The organism is Erythrobacter rubeus, from assembly GCF_014705715.1.
Lineage (GTDB): Bacteria > Pseudomonadota > Alphaproteobacteria > Sphingomonadales > Sphingomonadaceae > Erythrobacter > Erythrobacter rubeus.
On sequence record NZ_JACXLC010000001.1, the window covers coordinates 2,641,538 to 2,660,906 of the forward strand.

The window sequence follows — 19,369 nt, forward strand, 5'->3', positions numbered from 1 at the left end:
AATGACACAAAAAAAGGGCGGCCCCATCAAGGGACCGCCCATTTGAGTTGAGGAACTCTTCGCAAACTGCTCCGAGCCCTTCGGGTCGCACAATTGATCTATGCGAATCACTTGCAGAATAATTGTATCGAAACGACAACGTGGCCGGACTAAGCCGAAATCTGTGCTTGGAATGCCACTCTCGACAGGGATGAGAAACCTGCCATAGGCGAACGCCATGCTGTTTCGCCTCATCAAGCCTGCGATCTTCGCACTCGATTCGGAAGCGGCACACAGGCTCGCGATCGCTGGCCTGAAGACGCTGCCGCCAAGCGCCCCGAAATCTGATCGCGGACCGCTTTCGACCGAAGTCGCGGGACTGCGATTTCCCAACCCCGTCGGCGTCGCGGCCGGTTTCGATAAAGACGCCGAAGTGCCAGATGCGCTTCTGCGGCTGGGTTTCGGCTTTACCGAAGTCGGCTCGATCACCCCGCGCCCTCAGGAAGGAAACGCCAAACCGCGGTTGTTCCGGCTTGCCGAAGACCGCGCGGTCATCAACAGGATGGGGTTCAACAATGCCGGGGGGCAGGCTGCTCTTACGCGGCTCAAGGCAAGAGCTGACCGCGGCGGCATCGTCGGCGTCAATATCGGTGCTAATAAGGACTCGGACGATCGTATTGCGGATTATGCGGGCATGGCGCGGCTCATGACCCCCTTCGCAAGCTACCTCGCGGTTAATGTTTCGAGTCCCAACACCCCCGGTCTCAGAGTGCTTCAGGACGAAGGGGCGCTTAACGCCCTGATCGATGCGGTGATCGATGCGCGCCGCGGAGCCGCCGCCGAAAACCGCCCGCCCATCTTTCTCAAGGTCGCCCCCGATCTCGAGACCTCCGATATCGAAGCGATCGCGCGGATCGCGATCGATAAGCAGCTGGGCGCACTCATCGTCTCCAACACGACAATCTCGAGGCCCGAGCTTAAATCGCGCCACGCCGGTGAGGCCGGAGGGTTGTCCGGCGCTCCGCTTCGCCAACTTGCGCTTCAGCGGGTGCGCGATTTCAGAGCAGCGACGGGCGGCGAGATGCCACTGGTCGGTGTGGGCGGGATCGGCAGCGCCAACCATGCCTGGGAACGCATCCGTGCAGGCGCGAGCCTGATCCAGCTTTATTCCGCCATGGTCTATGAGGGACCGGGATTGGGCGCGCGGATCGTGAAGGGGCTCGAAAAGCTGATGAAGCGCGATGGCTTTGCGACCATTGCAGAGGCAGTCGGAACCGAATAGCGAGGGGCGCATGCTGAAGAACACATTTATCGGGATATCGCTTGGGCTGAGCCTGGCGGCCTGCGCGCCATACTCCGAGCAAGTCGCATCGACGCCTACACCGCTCGAAGACTCGGTATCCTTGGGTGCAGTGAGCGCGGCTGATCCCCGTGCAACCGCAGCTGGCGAAACGATCCTGGCAAAAGGCGGCTCGGCCACCGATGCTGCGATCGCCGTGATGCTCGCACTCACCGTGGTAGAGCCGCAAAGTTCCGGCATCGGTGGAGGCGGCTTCATGGTTCGCGCCGGCGGGGAAGGCCTTACCACGATCGATGGCCGCGAAACCGCGCCAGCCGCAGCCACGCCGGGCCGCTTCGTCGATGAAAACGGCGACCGCCTGCCGCGCGAAATGCGCGTGCTTTCCGGTCTCAGCGTCGGCGTACCGGGCAATATCGCGCTCGCGGCCAAGGCGCATGAACAATACGGGAAGCTTGAATGGGCGGAATTGTTCGAGCCTGCGATAACGCTGGCCCGCGACGGATTTCTGATGAACCGCCGGCTGAACGGCTCGCTTGCGGGAAACAAGGGCCGGGCAGACAAGACGGAGGCAGCACGCGCGGTGTTCTTCGGACCGGATGGTGAGCCCTTGCCAGTGGGCTCGCGCGTGACGGTTCCCGAGCTTGCCGACACGCTGGAGCGCATAGCAACGCTCGGGCCGAAAGCGATGTACGAACACGGTGCAGACGCCCTTGCCGCCTATGTCGCGGCCGAAACACCGCAAGACGGCAAGATGACCACTGCCGATGTGACAGGCTATCAATCCAAGGTCCGCGACGCTGTTTGTGCAGGATATCGAACCTACACGGTCTGCGGCATGGGCCCGCCTTCATCCGGCGGCGTCGCTGTTGCGCAGATGCTCGGCCAGATCGAGCGATTCGATGTCGCGGCGATGGGCCCTGAAAGCGCGACCTTTTGGCACATCTTCCTGGAGTCCCAGCGGATCGCCTACGCCGACCGCGAACTGTATATTGGCGACGCCGATTTCGTCGAAGTGCCTGTCGCAGGTCTGATCGATCCCGATTACATCGCGGCGCGGAGCGCACTGATCGATCCGGCAAGCGCGCTCGAAGAGGTCGAGGGTGGCACCCCGCCGGGCGCACCCCTGGCCCGCGCAGACGGAGACGAGCCACCCGAAAACGGCACGACGCATTTTTCGGTGGTCGATGCGGATGGCAATGCAGTCAGCTACACCTCGACTGTGGAAGGCGCGTTCGGGTCCGGCCTGCATTTCGGCGGGTACTATCTCAACAACGAGCTGACCGATTTCAGCTTCACCGCCGAAGTGGACGGCAAACCCGTCGCCAACCGCGTGCAGGGCGGCAAGCGTCCGCGGTCATCTATGGCCCCGACAATTGTCTTCGACGATAAGGGCGAAATCGTCCTCGTGATCGGAGCCGCTGGCGGACCGACCATACCGGTGCAGGTCGCACGCTCGATCATCGGCGTACTTGATTTCGGCATGACCGCCGAAGAAGCGCTTGGCCTGCCGCTGATTATGGCCTTTGGATCGACCGTTGTTACCGAAGAAGGAAGCGTGGTCGCCGGCATGATCGACGAACTCAAGGCTCTAGGCCACGGTGAGATCCGGACATTCCCTCCGCGAGGAAAAGCCAATGCGCTTCGCCGGACCGACGATGGCTGGGCAGCCGCTGGCGATCCGCGCATTGCCGACATGCTCGGCTACGAATAGCGGTTGCCAGCCTGCCTTGCCGCTACGGCGAACAACGCCTAATTCGGAACCGCAAGGACCACTGCATACTTATAATGACACCCTCTAGGGGATGAGGAGAGCCATTTCCCGTGCAAGCTAATGAACATCCAGCATCCGGCGCGCGTCCGGTAGTCGATCCGACCGATCCGGAGACGCTGCAGGACATCGACCGCGCAAACAATCTGGTCGAGCTGTTTCTCAAACGCGCCGATGAAAAAGGCGACGCTCCGTTTCTAGGAAGCAAGAAAGACGGTGAGTGGACGACGCAGAGCTGGCGCGAAGTCGCGGATCAGGTCTGCTTGCTCGCGGAAAGTCTGCGGCATATTGGCCTCGGCGAAGGGGACCGCGTCACCATCGTTTCGGAGAACCGCCCCGAATGGTGCATTGCCGATCTCGCCATCATGGCGGCCGGGTGCATTTCGGTTCCGACCTACATCACGAACACAGAGCGCGATCATGCGCACATCCTCGACAATTCCGGCGCGCGCGCGGTTATTGTTTCGACCGAAAAGCTGCTGCGCCCCCTGGTCGGCGCCATCGGGCGCACCGGACTCGTCGATCATGTCATCGGTATCGAAGACCTTCACCGCCAGCAGGCAAGCAGTTTCGAATATCACAGCTGGGACGACCTGATTGCGGGCGATGCCGCCGCCGCCCGCGCCTCGGTGGAAGCTCGTCTTGCCGGTATAAAGCGGGAAGACACAGCTTGCCTGATCTATACGAGCGGCACCGGCGGCGCGCCCCGCGGTGTAAAGCAGCACCATGGCTCTATCCTGTGCAATGTCGCAGGCGCCGCAGAAATACTGCTCAACGATTTCGGCCTCGATAACGAGCGCTTCCTTTCTTTCCTGCCGCTGAGCCACGCTTACGAGCATACTGGCGGTCAATATCTTCCGATTTCGGTCGGGGCAGAAATCTTCTATTCCGAAGGCTTGGAGAAGCTCGCCTCAAATATCGAAGAAACGAGCCCCACTTTCATGGTCGTCGTCCCGCGCCTGTTCGAAGTGCTGCGCACCCGCATCATGAAACAGGTCGAAAAGCAGGGGCGCGTCGCCAACTTCATGATGGATTCCGCGCTCAAGATCAGCGAGAATTCGAAAGAAGGCAAAAAGCGTCTGCGCGACCGGCCTCTAGATGCCTTGGTCGAGCGGACCCTGCGCCCGAAAATCCGCGCCAAGTTCGGCGGACGGATCAAGGGGATGGTCTCAGGCGGCGCGCCGCTCAACCCAGATGTCGGCAATTTCTTCGATGCGATGGGCCTCACCATGCTGCAAGGTTACGGCCAGACCGAGGCCGGGCCCGTGATGAGCTGCAACCGCCCGAAGGTCGGGCTGAAGATGGACACGGTCGGTCCGCCGATGCGCGGCGTCGATATCAAGATTGCCGAGGACGGCGAAATCCTGTGCCGCGGCGAACTTGTCATGCATGGTTATTGGCAGAACGACGCGGAAACCGCGCGCACCATCATCGATGGTTGGCTGCATACCGGCGATATCGGCCACCTCGATGACAAGGGGCGGATCGTCATCACCGATCGCAAGAAGGACATGATCGTCAATGACAAGGGCGACAATGTCGCACCGCAGAAGATCGAGGGGATGCTCACGCTACAGCCCGAGATCGCACAGGCGATGGTCAGCGGCGACAAGCGGCCTTACGTCGTCGGATTGGTGGTGCCGGATGCCGAATGGGCCCTGGAATGGGCGCGTGCAAACGACGAGAAGTTCGATCTGAAGGCGTTGCAGGACCTCCCCGCCTTCAAACAGGCAGTGCGCAAAGCGGTCGACCGAACGAATGAAGACCTCTCGGTCATCGAGAAGGTTCGCAAGTTCGAATTCGCCGACGAAGCGTTCTCGATCGAGAACGAGGAAATGACGCCGAGCATGAAAATCCGACGTCACAAGATCCGCGACCGCTACCAGGAACGGCTCGATGGGATGTATCGTGGGTGAGCGCGCCATGATCAGCGCTCAAAACTGTGCCGCGCGGCAATTCCCTACTGATCTCAGTGTACGAACCCTAGAAAGTCGGATTATGCAGCTCTGTCCCAGCGCCGAATGCGCGTGTCCCGCAGCGCCGCAATCGTCCGACCAACCGATTCGGCGAGTTCGTAAACGGCATGTCGATACATTAGAGAATGCGCCTTAACGTTCAGCGTGGCCAAAGGAAGGCTACCTTCGTCGGCATTTTTGTAGGCCTTCAATATTGCGGTACGATCATATGGCGCATCCAACGCAGGTGATTCCTCCAAAACTTGTAGAAAATACTTTGCGTCCCGTCCTGACCACAAATGTTCATCCGTACGAAAATATCTAATCTGTGAGCTTGGCACTTTGTCTTGAATCTGATCGAAATAAGGCTGGGTAGCCCAGGACGGCATGTAATGGCTGACCATATCTTCGATCAGCTGACAATTTACCTTCCGCTGAAACGTATCCATCCCGCCGCTTCTTATGTATTCTGGTATGAGGAAGGGAAGGATTTGCGAAGTCGCCGTCATGCCAGGCGTCTGTGCGCCCGCCATTCTTCCTACAAGATACCAATAGTCGAAAAACCTGTATCCTGAGATCCCGCTGTCCTGTGCATCGAGAAAACGCGACAGCACAATCTCATCAATCGGTTGGTCGTATTCGTCGATTATGAAATGAAGCGCCGTCTTGCTCGTGATCGGATGGTCTGGAAGACGTGCATAAGCTGGTATCGTTCTAATTTCCTCTAGCCAAGTTTTGACATTCTTTACAAATACGCCACTCATTTGGTTCGGACGATAGTAGTAGGCTTTCCCCAATTCCCCGCCATTGCCTGCGAATGAAACATGCGCGGTGTCGAACATGTGAAAAGGGGTCTTTACATTGCACCTGCTGTAAAGGGCGGAGCTTAGGCCGACCCCTTCCTGAGCGTAAGCCCAAGCGGATGCCCGATCCTCGATCGGGACGTATGCGTTCTGTTTGCGCTCTAAACCGCGCCAGAGAGCAGTGCCATCCTGCCTGACCGCCAAATCTTCGTTTTCGAAACGATCGAAATTCGGGAGCTTTTCGATAAGTGATTTTGCAATAATGCGCTCTAGCTCAGGCGGATAGGCCGTTCGCGCGGTGCACTGCTCTGGAAAATGATGAAAAGCAAAAGCAGCGGAGGCTCGCGAATCCCTTCCACCGCTAATCGCAACATCCATAGTCTCGTATCTACCCAGGCTCTTGACCTCGGCAGCTAGCATCTTCAGCCCTTCGAAAGGATCGGGAGCTTCGGTCCTAAACCAATCTAAGACCGACCTGTCATGCTTTATGTCATGACCATCGGCCGAGATGGCTAGTGTCGCACCAGGCTTATTGCGATGCAGGCCATCGAAGGGAGATAGCTCGTCGAACATATAGCCATTGCGATGCTCTGCGGCCCAACCAAGATCGCTCAATCTCGGTTTTTTCAATAGGATAAGGTGAGGCGCAATTAGGCGATTTGAAATGCAAAAACCGTTTATGTCGCTCGTGCGGTATGTGCGGGAATAGCCCGCCACATCCGTCGCAACGGTGACAATCGAGTTCTTTTTATCGAAATCTATCAGGAAGAAGGGGGGATGCATTTCCTGAAGGACACCGGGTTGCTTGATCGCGTCAGCCAATTCGAAGAGATCAAGCGGCGCCCCATTCAGGGCAGATGAGTATCCGTAGGGCGCACCGGAAATCGCCACCAACCGATGCTCGTCCTCCATCACACGATTGAAATTTTCGTTTTCGAAGTCCTGCCACATGATGTGGCATCCAACACGAGTATGCTCGTTGTATTGGCGGACGACATTTACTTCATGGCCAAGCTCGATCCGATAATGATTTTCGATTGCTGAGAATCTTTTGGCGACATGTGCGCCGCCCACGAAGTTATCTAGCTTGAAAGCAGTAAATATGATCACGGAATTCTCCAGGAGAGCACCCACGGTGCCTAGGTTGCGACGCTTTACGCTGCAACTCCGCTGATCCTGTTTTGAGCAACTTTAATACTCTTGCTTTCCAGAAATCCGCAACACCAGGCCTGCAACCAAACTATATTGCTGGTCCTGAAGTAGAGGCTTTACGCCGTCTCCACGTCCTCGATGAACTCGGGATAGAAGCTGGGCTGCGCATCCGACCAGGCGGGTGCGGTCGCGGCGGCTTCGCTCAGGCTTTGGAGCAGCATCTTGCGGCGTTCGGGACGGATTTGCGGCAAAGCCGCGGCGGCGCAGAATACTGCCGGCAGATACGGACGCGCTTCGGGGCCGAGCAGACGCTCGTACAGAAACCGGAACGCTGAGAACGACGCGAGCCGCTCCTGCTCGAGATCGAAAGTCACAGTGCGAAGAAGTTTGCCGAGAAACTGCTCGATCTCGCCCATGGTCCCGCCCTTGGGCACGAGGTCGCGCAAAGCTTTGAGATCCTGATAGGCAACATACTGGCGGCGGATCGCAGTGTTTTCCTGCTCCGTCCGACCCCAAAGGCGAAACGCATCACAGCGCGCCAGCCCAATGTCGAGGCTGCACTTTATATAGCGCTGCTCGCACGCGGCGAAGCTTGCAAATTCGCGCATTTCGCCAATGGCCAAACTGGTGGTGCTGGCAAGTGTCACGGTCGTCTCCCCTGTTGCGAGGAGTGTTTTCGCCGAGCATGGTTAATTTTGCGTTAGGGCAGTTAGCCGGAAATGACATCGGCCCAATCGGGGTGCCGATCGGCCTGCGCATTGAAGAAGGGGCAGAGCGGGACGATCTTGAATCCCTTCTCACGCGCATCGGCGACGACACGCTCGGCCAGTATTTTGCCGTACCCTCTTCCGCGAAAGGCATCGGGTACACCGGTGTGATCGACGATAATCAAAGTGTCCGATGCGCGCGAAAAGGTCAGCTCCGCCTCCTCGCTCTCCCCGTCCGGACGGATCACATAACGCCCTTTCGATCCGTGATCTTCGAGGGTGATTTGCGGCTGAGCATCGTTCATCAGATCAGTCCCGCGAGTGGGGAGCTGGGATCGGCGTATTTGCGGCGGCCCATCCGCCCGGCGAGATAGGCTTCGCGTCCGCCTTCGACCGCAAGCTTCATCGCGCGGGCCATGCGGATCGGATCTTTCGCCTCGGCGATGGCGGTGTTCATCAGAATGCCGTCGCAGCCGAGCTCCATGCCGACCGCCGCATCCGAGGCCGTCCCCACGCCTGCATCGACGAGTACCGGGACGTTCGCGCCCTCGACGATCAGGCGAATCGTGACCTGATTCTGGATGCCGAGGCCCGACCCGATTGGCGCGCCCAGCGGCATGATTGCGACCGCGCCTGCATCTTCCAATTGCTTGGCTGCGATTGGATCATCGACGCAGTACACCATCGGCAGGAAGCCTTCCTTGGCGAGTGTTTCCGTTGCTGCCAGCGTTTCGCGCATGTCGGGGTAGAGCGTGCGCGCTTCGCCGAGCACTTCGAGCTTGACCAGGTCCCAACCACCCGCCTCGCGCGCCAGCCGCAAGGTGCGCACGGCGTCGTCACCGGTGAAGCACCCTGCAGTGTTCGGCAGATAGGTCACTTTCTTGGGGTCGATATAGTCGGTCAGCATCGGCGCGTTCGGATCGCTCACATTCACGCGCCGCACGGCGACTGTGACGATCTCGGCGCCGCTTGCCTCGAGCGCGGCAGCATTCTGTTCGAAATCCTTGTACTTGCCGGTGCCGACGATCAGCCGGGATGTGAAGGTTCGCCCCGCGACGCTCCAAGTGTCGGCGCTACCCTCGTCGGCATGATCGCCGCCGCCCACGAAATGCACGATTTCCAGCGTGTCGCCTGACGACAAGGGCGCATCCTCGAGCGTCGAACGCGGCACGATATCGCCATTTCGCTCGACCGCGACCTTTTCGGGGGTCAGTTCCAGTTCACGGACCAGGTCCGCGATTGTCGCGGCCGCCGTCTGCCGCGGCTCACCGTTCAGCGTGATGCTTTTCGTATCGCTCATGGGAGGTGAAATAAGCCCCAGCGCAGCAAGCGCAACCGAGAGTTTATGAGGTCAGCCGCGGATCAGCCTTTGCGGGCAAACGGGCGCAGGTTGAGAAGATGGCCGGCTGATACCAGCAATACGCCAATCAGGGTGAGAACCGCTTCGCCTGCACCATGCGGCATGGCAAGCGCGCCGCCCATGAACGTAAGCCCTGTCATGGCGGTTACAAAAGGAGCAGCGCGGCGATGCTTGAGTGCACCCCAGCCAATAGCAACCGCTGCAATAATCAGCGCGAGCGCAAGGCCGATCCGGTGAATTTCAGGCGCCAGCAGAAAATGTCCGCCAAGTCCCAAGGCCGACACGACCACGATCGTCGCAACGCAGTGCAGCGCGCAGAGCCCTGCCACGGCAATGCCTGCGCGGTCGAGCCGCTGGCGAATCGAGAGAAAGGTGTCAGTCATCTGCTGGATGTGCAGATATGTAACATTATCACATTTCGCAAGCCCTGAGGCTTAGGATTATCGATTCAGAGGCATTCTTGCGCCCTTTGCAAAGTGCTTTGCGGCAAACAGACTTGCGTATTCACCCCTCGCGGCACATTTACGCGGCCATCATGGCCACCAGCGCTCTTTCTGCAGATCTACATGGATCCGACGGCAATATCCGCAGTCGCCCCTTGGCTATCGCAAGATGGCTCGAGATCGTGGCGGCCTTTGTCGTGGTCATTGTCCTCGTCGGCGGGATCACACGGCTGACCGAAAGCGGACTGTCGATCACTGAATGGAACGTGGCCACCGGCATCCTTCCGCCCTTGAACGAAGCGGCATGGCAGGAAGAATTCGCCAAATACCGCGCGACGCCTGAATACCGGCTCGAGGCAAGCGTCGGCGGAATGACACTCGCCGATTTCAAGTTTATTTTCTTCTGGGAATGGTTCCACCGGTTGCTAGCCCGGCTGGTGGGCGTGGTCTATGCGCTACCGCTCCTGTGGTTCTGGATGAAGGGCGCGATACCAGCTGGCTACAAGCCGCGCCTGATCGGACTGTTGGCCCTCGGCGGACTTCAGGGGCTGTTCGGCTGGCTCATGGTCCAGTCCGGTCTCGTCGGCGATATGACCGACGTCAGCCACTTTCGCCTCTCTCTGCACTTGCTGACAGCGCTGCTGCTGCTCGGCGGGCTCGTCTGGACGGCGAGGGATATGCGCAGGCTCGCGCGGGAGCCAGCCGCCGCACCTGCCCCACTGACAGCGGCATCGGCGCTCGTTGCGGTAGTGCTGTTTGTACAATTGCTGCTCGGCGCCTGGGTGGCTGGCCTCAATGCAGGGCACGCCGCCTATGACTGGCCGCTGATGAATGGCAGGCTGATTCCCGAAATCGACTGGTCGAGCGGATTTGTCTGGACGCTTACCCACGATCCGTTCCTGCTGCATTTCCTGCACCGCTGGTGGGCGTGGATTGCGGTGATTGCGCTCGTCTGGCTTGCGCGCCGCGTGCGAAAGACCGACCGGTTGGCGTCCATCCTGGTGCACAGCGCCTTCGGGCTGATGATCCTGCTCGGCATCGCGACTGTGCTGTCCGGCGTCTCGCTCTGGCTTGCGGCCATGCACCAGCTGACCGGAGCGCTGCTTGTCGCATCGACCGCATGGGCTATGCACAGCGACGGCGTGAACCGTCAGTCCCGGCGCGCGCAATGAGGAATACGGGCGCCGCCCTGGTCTGGTGCCCGTTCCCCGATCGTGAAACGGCGCGTGCGACTGCCGCGCGGCTTCTCGACGAATCCCTGATCGCCTGCGCCAACATTGTCGGTGAAATCGAATCGATCTTCGAGTGGGAAGGCGAGCGCTCAAGTGGCACAGAAATCGCAGTCCTCCTCAAAACGACCAGCGAGAGGCTGGAAGAGGTCGTTAGCCGCTTGGGCGAACTCCACCCCTATGATACCCCGGCGATCGTGGGTTGGTGCTGTGATCAGGCCTATCCGGCAACGCTGGATTGGCTGATGCTTCAGACGAGACCCACACTACAATAGAAAGCCGTCATAACAGACGGCTAACAGGGTCGGAGAATTAGATGACGAGAGCAACTCGTCGCGGGGCCATTTCCGGGTGGGCCTGCCTGGGCATTGGCGCGGGGGCCGCCATGATGCCAGCACCAGCGTCAGCGACAAAACCGATAATAGCGCCCACTGGGCCAATGCGGCTGAAGCGGCGGATTACGCGGTCACTCCATGATGGCAGCGCGCTTGTTATCAGGCGCGAATGGCAAGTGCGTTTCGCAAGCCAAGGGAAGGGATTGTCCATTGCTGGTCGCCAGCTTTCCGCGAATGTCGAAGCGCCCGCCGCGCTCGCTTCGCTTGCGCGAATTGAGGAGAACCGCTCCACAGATGCGATGTGGCCCATCCTTCTGTCTGAAAACGGTCTGATTGCCGCCGCCGGCACCTATACGCAGGAAGATGATTTGGAGGCCGCAGCCAGGCAGGCAAACTCGATCATCGCCAAGCGCAAGGAAAGCGCGGATGCGAAAGCGGTGCACAGGATGAACATCGCGCAGCTCCAGAAAGCCGGCGGGGCCTTGCTGGATACGCTCCCACCCGACCTGTTTTTCCCCGCCGGGGACGAGCCGCGCGAGATGTTGCGCACGGTCGAAATGGCCGGTGGTCAGTCGGGCCGCTTCCTGGTTCGGTACACCGCGAAGCGCGCGCCAGACAAGGCATGGCTCAGCAGTGCTCGCCGCACCATCATCACGGCGATTGGCGATGATGAACGCGAGTCCTCGGAAAGCTGGTCGATGTCCGCTTTCTAGCGCGGAATAGATGCAAGCGAATTAGCTTTGTCTGCACAAAAGAAAGGCCCGGTGTCTGAGGGTCGAGTTCAGACACCGGGCGAGATGCGCGCGCCCTTGGGGGGGTCAGGGACTGGGCGCGTCGCTATGCGACTATTGGAGCGAACTCTGGAGTGGATGTTCAGCCCGATAGTCGGCAATCGCTAAGAGCCACCCCAGAACGGACTTCGTAATGTCCCAGGTGCGGCGCTTTTCGTTTACGGAGACAAGGGTCTCTTCGACCAGCCGCAGCGCGACCTCATCCGTGTTTCGTTGTGAGAAATAGATTTCGAGACAAATCTCGAATTCCTGAAGCAGCTGCGCGAAAGCGCGCTTGTCGCCGATCAGTGAGCGGTTCATCAACGACCGCCAAGCGGGTGGATCCTCGTATCCGACATAAGCCTCGGCGGTCGCGGGTCGGCGAGCAACATCGGGAAGCTTAAAGCGCGGATGCTTTACAGTGCCTTGAAATGGGAAGCCACTTGGGCGTCCGGCCGGTCCTGAGCTCCCTGCCATTATAGTATTCTGGTAAAGGCTCATACCGCCCTCCGCTTCTCTGACGACCCACCTCGGTTCGTGATTTGCAAAGTGCTGTGTTTGGCCGCGACGGTATTTCACGATCACCGCGGGATTGTTCAAATTCCGGATGGCATCCGGTATTTGCTGCGTTTTCGCTGAAAGTGACTGGTGCAGCCAGCGAATCACGAAAACCGCGCCGCGATTTCGAAAGCACGTTGCCGATAGTGCGCCGAAGGTTTCATCAGCAGAGCCTCCGGCCAATCCGGATTGGCTAATCGTCTGAAAGGTCGCTCGTTTCATGCCGGAGAAAGCCGAGATGGCGCAGCGACTTATACGCGATGACGTGCAGTTCATTTCCAGTCTGCTGAATATCGAGCGTCGCAACCTCGTTCCCGATTGCTATGCTGATTGTGCGAAAGCGCTGCGCGCGCTCAGCCTCAGGATCGAGATGCTGTCTTTCGTCGACAACTTCATCTTTGCGCAGGATGGCAATGCGGATTTGCCGGCCGATGAATTCCTCGCCGCCTTGATTGAGCTTGTCACCGACCGTTTCAAATTTACCTTGAAAGGCCTTTTGGTCGAAGTCGGCGGCCACCTCTCACACCGCAAGGGCCGCGGCATTGCCCTCATTCTCAACGAAGTTCTGATCGGCTGGATGCGCGGCCGCTCGTCCGATGACGCTAGCGAAGCGATCTTCGAATTCGCGCGCGCGCAGGGCGAGATCATGCTCAAGATCGAGCTATCGCCTTTGATAGACGAAGAGAGTGAAGTAAGTAGCCTAGTGTTGACCGAGTTGCTGCGCGAGCATGCCGGGCACATGGAGCCTGATAGTCTCGTGGGCGAGAACGGATGGAGAATTGCGCTGCCTGACCCGCATCATCTCAAGTTTTCACGCGCCCCTTAGGGACAAGGCATGGCGAAGGTGCTCATCATCGAGAATGACCGGATAGCTGCCCGGGATCTGTTCGAGATCGTGGAATCGCTCGGGCACGAAGGGGTTGGTATTGCGGCCAATTTCGAAGATGCGAAAGCTCTGGCCTCCGAGCATGTGCCGGACATCGCCTTGATCGACATTCACATCGATGGGGAGAAGGACGGGATCGCTCTCGCGACCGAACTGCGCGAGGATCACTCGATGGCTCTCGCGTTTCTCACTAGCCATGCCGACAAGCAAACGGTCGCGAAAGCATCTGCGATCCGCCCCAACGGTTATCTGATCAAACCGTTCGACCCTGCCTCCGTCGATGCACTCGTAAGCACGGCGCTTGCCAATTACGATACCACGCAGGCGAGCATAGATTGCAAGCGCATGCTCGAAAGCGAGGGGCCACAGAAATCGGCACTGAGCGAAACGCATGCAAACAGGGTAAGCGATTACATCGACCACCATCTGGATGAGCATGTGAAGATCGAAGAGCTCGCTGCTTTATGCGGACTGGGCGAATCCTCGTTCACGCGTCAGTTCCACGCCCGGTTCGGCACCTCACCTTACAATTTCCTCATCACGCAGCGGATTGGAGAGGCAAAGCGTCTCCTGCGCAATACCGGCTGGTCGATCGCAGACATTGCCCTCGCGGTTGGTTTTTCGAACCAGGCGCACTTCACGACCACATTCAAGAAGTTCGTGGAAGTGACTCCGTCGGAATACCGCAGACTGACGCATTAGCGCCGCCGGGATCGTCACCCGGCAGAGCTACGGTATTATTTTACCTCCTCTGAATGCCCCGGTTTCACTTGACTTGAGAGCGATTGCCGCACAAATGCGCCGCACCCGAACGCCTCGGCAAACGCAGGGGCGGGATTGGCCAGACCTTACTCGGACGTCGTTCGCGAGTTTGGATCCAGCACCATCACAACCGATTTTGGTTTAAGGACACAGCAGCCATGAAGGCTATCAGCAAGCAGACCCGGTCGATCAAACCGGCAGAGGTCGAAAAGAAGTGGCACCTGATCGACGCAGACGGTCTCGTCGTAGGTCGTCTCGCCGCGATCATCGCCAATCACCTGCGCGGCAAGCACAAGCCGAGCTACACCCCGCATGTCGATTGCGGCGATCATGTAATCGTGATCAATGCCGACAAGGTGAAGTTCACCAGCAACAAGGCGACGAAGAAGGTCTATTACAAGCACACCGGCCATCCCGGCGGTATCAAGGAAACGACGCCTGCGAAGATTCTCGAAGGCCGCTTTCCTGAGCGCGTGCTTTCGAAAGCTGTCGAGCGCATGATCCCGCGTGGTCCGCTGGGCCGCCAGCAGATGAAAGCTCTTCACCTCTACAACGGCACCGAGCATCCGCATGACGGTCAGAACCCGACCGTGCTCGACGTTGCTTCCATGAACCGCAAGAACAAGGTCACCGCGTAATGGCTGACGAAAACAACACCGTCTCCGATCTTTCGGATCTGAAGGAAATCGCCGGTGACGCTCCTGCTGCGGATGCAGCGGAGATCGCTGAGACGACGGCACAGAACCCACCCGCCCCGCTGCGCGAGCAGGAGCTCGACGCTCAGGGCCGCGCCTATGCAACCGGCCGCCGTAAAGACGCGACTGCCCGTGTCTGGGTAAAGCCGGGTTCGGGCAAGGTAACCGTCAACGGCAAGGATCAGGAAGTGTATTTCGCACGTCCGACTCTGCGTCTGATCATCAATCAGCCGTTCGCCATCACCGAGCGTGAAGGTCAGTATGATGTCGTCGCAACCGTCAAGGGCGGCGGCCTCTCCGGTCAGGCCGGCGCGGTAAAGCATGGCATCAGCCAGGCTCTCGCCAAGTACGAACCGGCGCTTCGCGCAACCGTGAAGTCGGCTGGCTTCCTCACCCGCGACAGCCGTGTGGTCGAGCGTAAGAAATACGGCCGCGCGAAAGCTCGCCGTAGCTTCCAGTTCTCGAAGCGTTAATCCGCCGGGAACTCATACCAGTATACGAAAGGGCGGCTCCCACCGGGATGCCGCCCATTTTGTTTGTGCTAGTTATGCGGTCAGCGCTGCATCGCGAGGATGCCCCAAGATAGGCCCGTGCCTGTCAGAAAAAGCGGCCATGACCAGAACACTTCCTTATTACCCAGCGCCATCGAATGCACCGCCAAGGCACCGCCGCTCGACCCTTGCGAGCCGACCACGATGGCAACCACCAGCGTAAGAGCCGTTCCGAGTACAAAAGCTTTTAACATGTCCATTGTCTGCACCTCCCATGGACGTGTTCGTGAAATGCGTCGCATTCCCTCCGCATGGCTTCGGGAATCTTCGTATTCATGAAGAACAAGTTCTTAACGAGGATCGGCTAAGAAAGGTTAAAGATGCAGTGGCCGATTTGAGTTCGCTGCTCGACGCTTAAGAATCGGCAGGCGTGAGTGTCCGAAGCTCGGTCTCGATACGGCCGCCCTGCTCGCAAGTGATGACACGGTACGACGGCGGAGCACCGTTTCGCAGTCTGGTCGATAAAGTGCCCGTTCCGAGCATCCGCAATGAATGCCCTCCCCGCTCCCGAACCTCGTCGAAAGGTACGTGGACGTGACCAGTCACGATTGCATGAGCGCCAGTGGCGGCGATCGCAGAAAATGCCTTGTCTCCGCCGATTGTCGGGTTCTCGTCATCTTTCGGACCAAGCAAGGGATGGTGCGCCGTCACTATGATCGTGCGCGGGTCGCCATCCAGCTCGCGCAGCAAAGCAATGGTAAGCGCCAGCGCTTTATCGGTGACGAAGCCGTCAGACCACGGAAAGCGCGGTTGGGCGCGCACGGTTGTCTTCAGCGGAACGAACACGACATCTTCGGATTCGAATGCGCCACCGGCCGCTTCGACCAACCCCCGATAGCGGCGATAGGGATCGGTAAAGCGCTCCAGCAGATTGTAATACGGCATGTCGTGATTGCCGGGATCGAACAGCACCGGCACTTTCAACCCCTCGAACCATGCCGCCGCTTCGGCGTACTGGAGCTTTGTTGCGCGCTGCGTCAGGTCGCCGGTGCACAGGATCACATCTGGGCGCTCTTCTTCGACGGCGCGCTCCACCGCAGCGATCGCGCCGGGATCTTCGACACCAAAGTGCACATCGCTGATATGGAACAAGCGCGTAGCCATGGCTTCCTCAAAGCGGGAAAGTGCCGCGCATGCAACGCCCAATCGCGCGTGTCACACTCTCCCGGTCAGAAGCAGCCAGGCCGTGAGGCCGTTCAACGCCGTGTAGGCGAGATAGCCCCAGGCTAGCCCCGGCCATCCGTTCGCTGCGAGCAGCATCGCGGCAAGAAGGATGAGAAATTCCGCCACCAGCGTCAGCCGTCCGCCCAGCATGTGGATGAAGCGGGGCATCTGCTCGATCGCTGGGTGATTACTGGCGAGCACCGCGCGATGCAGCGTGAAGTTGCCGACGCCCAGCACGAATATGATAATGACTGCTGTCCACATCATTACATTATGGCGTAATCGCTCGTCGGATCAAAACATCCGTTGGTCGGCGAGTTTCTGTCGCCCGTCCCGATGGCCCAACGTCAATCGACCGATACGCGCCATTTGGTCGAACCTCGCGTGATCGAAAACAGTTGTAGGCGTATCTCTTTATTCGACAGGCAGCTTGGCATCCCCGGCTCGTAAACCTTTCGAGCGCCAAGGCCTGCGGAGGAGAATAGAAATGAAGACTTTTGCAATCGCTGCCGCTTCGTTCGGTTTGATCGCGACATCGGCCCCGGCACTTGCCGACACGGTCGAACAGAATTCCGAAACGATAAGTATCGCCGGCCTCGATCTTTCAACGGCCGAAGGCCAGGAGATGCTCGATCGCAGGATCGATCGCGTTGCGCGCACCGTTTGCGGTGTCGGTAAAACTCGCACTGGCACTCGCATTCCTTCGCACAGCGCCCGTACTTGCTACGAAAAAGCGGTCGTAAGCGCCAAGGAGCAAGTTGCAGCCATGATCGAAAGCGCACAACGCGGCGGCTGATCCCGGCGCAAATATATGGGCTGCGCCTCGCGCTTCGGCGCGACGGGCGCGGACATGGCGGTCCGAACCCTACTTAGTCCCAGGGTTCGGACCGCCACTTTATTGGCAGAAATGGGGGGGATTGCTAGCCCCTATCGGCGCCTTAGCGTCCGGCCATGGACTTGACCTTCGGCAGGTAAGTTCGCCCGATCCTCAGCGCTTCGCCGCCTTGTAGCTCCGCCGACCAGACCCCCAGCCCATCGTGCCGTAGTCCGCGAATATTGTCGCGGCGCAGGATCGTCGAGCGGTGAATCCTGATGAACTTGTCCGGATCGAGGCGCGCTTCCAACCCGGCGATGGTCTGCAAGAGCAGATAGGACCGCGGTGCGTCCGGCGTGCCGACATGAAGCCGCACATAATCGCGCTCGGCATCGATTTGGTGCACTTCGCTAACCGCGATCCTGAGCAATTCGGATCGGTGCGGCACCCACAGTTCCTCGAGCCATTCGCTGGAGCTTTCCTTGCGCTCACCGCGGCGAGCGACGGCTCGCTCAATCGCGCGTTCGAGGCGGTCACTGGATACCGGTTTGAGCACGTAATCGATCGCTTCCAGATCGAAGGCTGCGACCGCGAAATGATCGTGCGCGGTAACGAAAATCACCGCTGGCGGCTTTTCGGCCTCGGCGAATTTTCGCGCAACGCCCAGCCCGTCCAATTCGGGCATGGTCATATCGAGCAGCACGAGATCGGGATCGAGCTTTTCCGCAAGCCGCAGAGCCGCTGCACCATCGCTGGCGGTGCCGACCACCCGGATCGCGGGAAGCTCAGCACAAATCACCTGGATCCGCTCTACCGCCAGCGGTTCGTCATCGACGATCAACGTTCGCAGCGCGGTGCCTTCATCCGCTTTTTCAACCATAACGTGGAGCCTGCCGTGTCAAAGGTATTCTGATTTCAGTCTTGTAGCCTGAGGCAACGGGTGCCGAAGAAAAGCCGACATCCGGCCCGAACCGCGCCTCGAGCCGGTCGCGGACGTTGGCGAGCCCGATACCAAAACCGTGCGCTGCTCCTTCGGGAATGCCGGGGCCATCGTCCGCCACGGTAATGACGAGCCGGTCGAACTCCTCCCGCGCCTTGACGCTGATTGTCACCTTCCGCGAAACGGGGGAAACCGCATATTTGACCGAGTTTTCGACCAGAGGCTGCAGGATCATTCCCGGTACGCGCGCGTCTTCGAGGTCTTCGGGAAGGTCGAAGTCACATGTAAGCCGCTCGGGAAAACGCACGGCTTCAATGTCGAGATAGAGCTTCTGGAGGTCGAATTCGTCCTTCAGCTGCACATCGCTGGTGGGCTCATCGGCAAGGCTGTGCCGGTAAAACCGGCTGATCGTCTGGATCATGCGCTCGGCGCGATCCGCCTTGCCGGTCATCACCAGCGCGGACAGCGAATTCAGCGTGTTGAAAAGGAAATGCGGATTCACCTGATAGCGTAGCGATCGCAGCTCCGCCGCTTTCGCGGCCGAGCGAAATTCCTGCTCACGGCGCTCGGCCACACGCGCCTGAGCGATCGCCAGCAGCGCGATATACAGCGCCGACCATAGCAGCAGGATGTAATAGCGGCTCAGCCCAGCATCGATCAGCGAATACCAGGTGGCTCCCGCCTCCTTGGCATCCTGAAGAACCAGCGTAACGGTTGGCGGATTGTCAGCGTCGAATTCCTCGCTGTTTTGCCATTGCCACTCGCGCGGCGCGGCAATCTCTGCCAGCAGGTTGCCGGATTCGTCGCGGCGAAGGGTGAAACCGCGTTCTTCGGCAAACCGCTGCTCCAGACGCTCGTTGAGCGGTGCGAAGAGGACCTGGTTGACCTGCGCTATGGCGAGCGCTCCGGGGAGCGCCGCAATGAGTGCGACGACGAATAGCACCCAGCGCTTGCGAGCCTCGAACAGCCTCAAGATGAACCACAGCACCATCGTTATCAGGATGGCGAAGGCGCACACGATGGATCGGCGCCAGAAAAGCTCGAATTGAATGTCGAGACCCAGAAAGGACCCCCGCGCTGAGATCAGCACGAAGTAAACCGCCCACAGCGCCACCATTGAGAGGATCACCGTCCTGAACGGGACGCTCACCTCATCTTTGCGCGAAGGCGCGGGCAAAGGAATAGCTGCTACCATCTA

22 protein-coding genes are annotated in these 19,369 nt (G+C 59.3%); 11 read left to right on the forward strand and 11 right to left on the reverse strand.

The window, feature by feature from the left end:
- Positions 1-217: 217 nt before the first annotated feature.
- The 3 genes from IB285_RS12965 (at position 218) to IB285_RS12975 (ending at position 4,963) form a co-directional block, all read left to right on the forward strand.
- Positions 218-1,261 carry a quinone-dependent dihydroorotate dehydrogenase gene (locus tag IB285_RS12965; RefSeq protein ID WP_190788558.1) on the forward strand — a complete coding sequence of 348 codons (1,044 nt, stop codon included), beginning with the start codon at positions 218-220 and terminating at the stop codon, positions 1,259-1,261.
- 10 nt (positions 1,262-1,271) lie between these two features.
- A complete protein-coding gene (gene ggt, locus IB285_RS12970; RefSeq protein WP_190788559.1) occupies positions 1,272-2,990 on the forward strand; it encodes a gamma-glutamyltransferase in 1,719 nt (572 codons plus the stop codon).
- Positions 2,991-3,166: 176 nt separating this feature from the next.
- Positions 3,167-4,963, forward strand: a complete 1,797-nt coding sequence (locus tag IB285_RS12975) for an AMP-dependent synthetase/ligase (protein WP_190789123.1) — start codon at positions 3,167-3,169, stop codon at positions 4,961-4,963.
- Between the two features lie 80 nt (positions 4,964-5,043).
- On the opposite strand, the gene IB285_RS12980 is transcribed toward IB285_RS12975, so the two are convergent.
- The 5 genes from IB285_RS12980 to IB285_RS13000 form a co-directional block, all read right to left on the reverse strand.
- Positions 5,044-6,915, reverse strand: coding sequence for a hypothetical protein (locus IB285_RS12980; protein WP_190788560.1), 1,872 nt, complete (start codon positions 6,913-6,915; stop codon positions 5,044-5,046).
- Between the two features lie 158 nt (positions 6,916-7,073).
- Complete coding sequence (locus IB285_RS12985; protein WP_190789124.1) at positions 7,074-7,565, reverse strand: hypothetical protein; 492 nt, start codon at positions 7,563-7,565, stop codon at positions 7,074-7,076.
- 101 nt (positions 7,566-7,666) lie between these two features.
- On the reverse strand, positions 7,667-7,969 hold the full coding sequence (locus IB285_RS12990; protein WP_190788561.1) for a GNAT family N-acetyltransferase: 303 nt from the start codon (positions 7,967-7,969) through the stop codon (positions 7,667-7,669).
- A complete protein-coding gene (gene thiS, locus IB285_RS12995; RefSeq protein ID WP_190788562.1) occupies positions 7,969-8,964 on the reverse strand; it encodes a sulfur carrier protein ThiS in 996 nt (331 codons plus the stop codon). The genes IB285_RS12990 and thiS overlap by 1 nt, the downstream gene beginning before the upstream one ends.
- A 62-nt stretch (positions 8,965-9,026) precedes the next feature.
- Positions 9,027-9,407, reverse strand: coding sequence for a MerC domain-containing protein (locus IB285_RS13000; protein WP_190788563.1), 381 nt, complete (start codon positions 9,405-9,407; stop codon positions 9,027-9,029).
- Between the two features lie 152 nt (positions 9,408-9,559).
- Here IB285_RS13000 and IB285_RS13005 point away from each other — a divergent pair, with 152 nt between their 5' ends.
- The 3 genes from IB285_RS13005 (at position 9,560) to IB285_RS13015 (ending at position 11,744) form a co-directional block, all read left to right on the forward strand.
- Positions 9,560-10,639 (forward strand): COX15/CtaA family protein, encoded by a 1,080-nt coding sequence (locus IB285_RS13005; RefSeq protein ID WP_190788564.1) that lies wholly within the window; start codon positions 9,560-9,562, stop codon positions 10,637-10,639.
- Positions 10,636-10,971: a divalent-cation tolerance protein CutA gene (cutA, locus tag IB285_RS13010; protein ID WP_190788565.1), complete on the forward strand. Its 336-nt coding sequence runs from the start codon at positions 10,636-10,638 to the stop codon at positions 10,969-10,971. The genes IB285_RS13005 and cutA overlap by 4 nt, the downstream gene beginning before the upstream one ends.
- A 263-nt stretch (positions 10,972-11,234) precedes the next feature.
- Positions 11,235-11,744, forward strand: a complete 510-nt coding sequence (locus IB285_RS13015) for a hypothetical protein (protein ID WP_190788566.1) — start codon at positions 11,235-11,237, stop codon at positions 11,742-11,744.
- 132 nt (positions 11,745-11,876) lie between these two features.
- On the opposite strand, the gene IB285_RS13020 is transcribed toward IB285_RS13015, so the two are convergent.
- Complete coding sequence (locus IB285_RS13020; RefSeq protein ID WP_190788567.1) at positions 11,877-12,581, reverse strand: hypothetical protein; 705 nt, start codon at positions 12,579-12,581, stop codon at positions 11,877-11,879.
- Between IB285_RS13020 and IB285_RS13025 the strand changes: the two genes are divergently transcribed.
- The 4 genes from IB285_RS13025 to rpsI all read left to right on the forward strand — a co-directional run bounded on the left by IB285_RS13025 (position 12,580) and on the right by rpsI (position 15,175).
- Positions 12,580-13,185 (forward strand): hypothetical protein, encoded by a 606-nt coding sequence (locus tag IB285_RS13025; RefSeq protein WP_190788568.1) that lies wholly within the window; start codon positions 12,580-12,582, stop codon positions 13,183-13,185. The genes IB285_RS13020 and IB285_RS13025 overlap by 2 nt on opposite strands.
- A 9-nt stretch (positions 13,186-13,194) precedes the next feature.
- Entirely contained in the window at positions 13,195-13,947 is a 753-nt protein-coding gene (locus IB285_RS13030) for a response regulator transcription factor (RefSeq protein ID WP_190788569.1), read from the forward strand.
- Positions 13,948-14,165: 218 nt separating this feature from the next.
- Complete coding sequence (gene rplM / locus IB285_RS13035; protein ID WP_190788570.1) at positions 14,166-14,645, forward strand: 50S ribosomal protein L13; 480 nt, start codon at positions 14,166-14,168, stop codon at positions 14,643-14,645.
- Entirely contained in the window at positions 14,645-15,175 is a 531-nt protein-coding gene (gene rpsI, locus IB285_RS13040) for a 30S ribosomal protein S9 (protein ID WP_190788571.1), read from the forward strand. The genes rplM and rpsI overlap by 1 nt, the downstream gene beginning before the upstream one ends.
- An 80-nt stretch (positions 15,176-15,255) precedes the next feature.
- Here rpsI and IB285_RS13045 read toward each other — a convergent pair whose 3' ends face one another.
- The 3 genes from IB285_RS13045 to IB285_RS13055 form a co-directional block, all read right to left on the reverse strand.
- On the reverse strand, positions 15,256-15,453 hold the full coding sequence (locus tag IB285_RS13045) for a hypothetical protein (protein WP_190788572.1): 198 nt from the start codon (positions 15,451-15,453) through the stop codon (positions 15,256-15,258).
- A gap of 154 nt (positions 15,454-15,607) precedes the next feature.
- Positions 15,608-16,357 (reverse strand): metallophosphoesterase family protein, encoded by a 750-nt coding sequence (locus IB285_RS13050; RefSeq protein ID WP_190788573.1) that lies wholly within the window; start codon positions 16,355-16,357, stop codon positions 15,608-15,610.
- Between the two features lie 51 nt (positions 16,358-16,408).
- Positions 16,409-16,684 carry a hypothetical protein gene (locus IB285_RS13055; RefSeq protein WP_234033154.1) on the reverse strand — a complete coding sequence of 92 codons (276 nt, stop codon included), beginning with the start codon at positions 16,682-16,684 and terminating at the stop codon, positions 16,409-16,411.
- Positions 16,685-16,904: 220 nt separating this feature from the next.
- Here IB285_RS13055 and IB285_RS13060 point away from each other — a divergent pair, with 220 nt between their 5' ends.
- Positions 16,905-17,213: a UrcA family protein gene (locus IB285_RS13060; RefSeq protein WP_190788574.1), complete on the forward strand. Its 309-nt coding sequence runs from the start codon at positions 16,905-16,907 to the stop codon at positions 17,211-17,213.
- 142 nt (positions 17,214-17,355) lie between these two features.
- On the opposite strand, the gene IB285_RS13065 is transcribed toward IB285_RS13060, so the two are convergent.
- Positions 17,356-18,111 carry a LytR/AlgR family response regulator transcription factor gene (locus IB285_RS13065; RefSeq protein ID WP_190788575.1) on the reverse strand — a complete coding sequence of 252 codons (756 nt, stop codon included), beginning with the start codon at positions 18,109-18,111 and terminating at the stop codon, positions 17,356-17,358.
- Positions 18,104-19,366 (reverse strand): sensor histidine kinase, encoded by a 1,263-nt coding sequence (locus tag IB285_RS13070; RefSeq protein WP_190788576.1) that lies wholly within the window; start codon positions 19,364-19,366, stop codon positions 18,104-18,106. The genes IB285_RS13065 and IB285_RS13070 overlap by 8 nt, the downstream gene beginning before the upstream one ends.
- Positions 19,367-19,369 lie beyond the last annotated feature (3 nt).